Here is a 385-nt window from a genome sequence, read left to right as displayed (position 1 = left end):
CAACGTCGATGCGTATATAGCGGACAATCAGTTTCGCCAGCGTGATCCCAACTTCGATCAGTCCGGGCGTTATAAAATTCAGCATAAGAAGGAACGGGCCGCACTGGCGAAGAAACGGGGTCAACCTGTGTCGTCTGGACGGTTTACCCTGAAAGACTTCGCCTTCGATAAACAGACAGAAACCTGCACGTGCCCGGCAGGCAAACCCATGTGGCTGAGCAGCACAAAAGCCATGATTGGTGGCAAGCCAGGCTATCAGTTCTGCGGTTATCTTGAGAACTGTCGCGCCTGTCCACTGAAAGCCCAATGCCTGCGCAAACCCGGTCAAAAGTCAGCGCGTTCCGTGGTGTTCAGTTACAAGCCGGAAGGCTGCGAAAAGCCCGAT

At 54.0% G+C, this 385-nt stretch carries 1 protein-coding gene; it reads left to right on the top strand.

Going from position 1 to position 385, the window contains the following annotated elements; translation table 11 throughout:
* A partial coding sequence (locus CWC28_RS21655; RefSeq protein WP_171038370.1) for a transposase occupies positions 1-385 on the top strand: 385 nt, incomplete at both ends.

Source organism: Pseudoalteromonas sp. S4492 (assembly GCF_005886115.1).
Taxonomy (GTDB): domain Bacteria; phylum Pseudomonadota; class Gammaproteobacteria; order Enterobacterales; family Alteromonadaceae; genus Pseudoalteromonas; species Pseudoalteromonas gelatinilytica.
The sequence above is the reverse complement of the archived record's forward strand: the minus strand, read 5'-3'. Positions and strand labels throughout refer to the sequence as shown.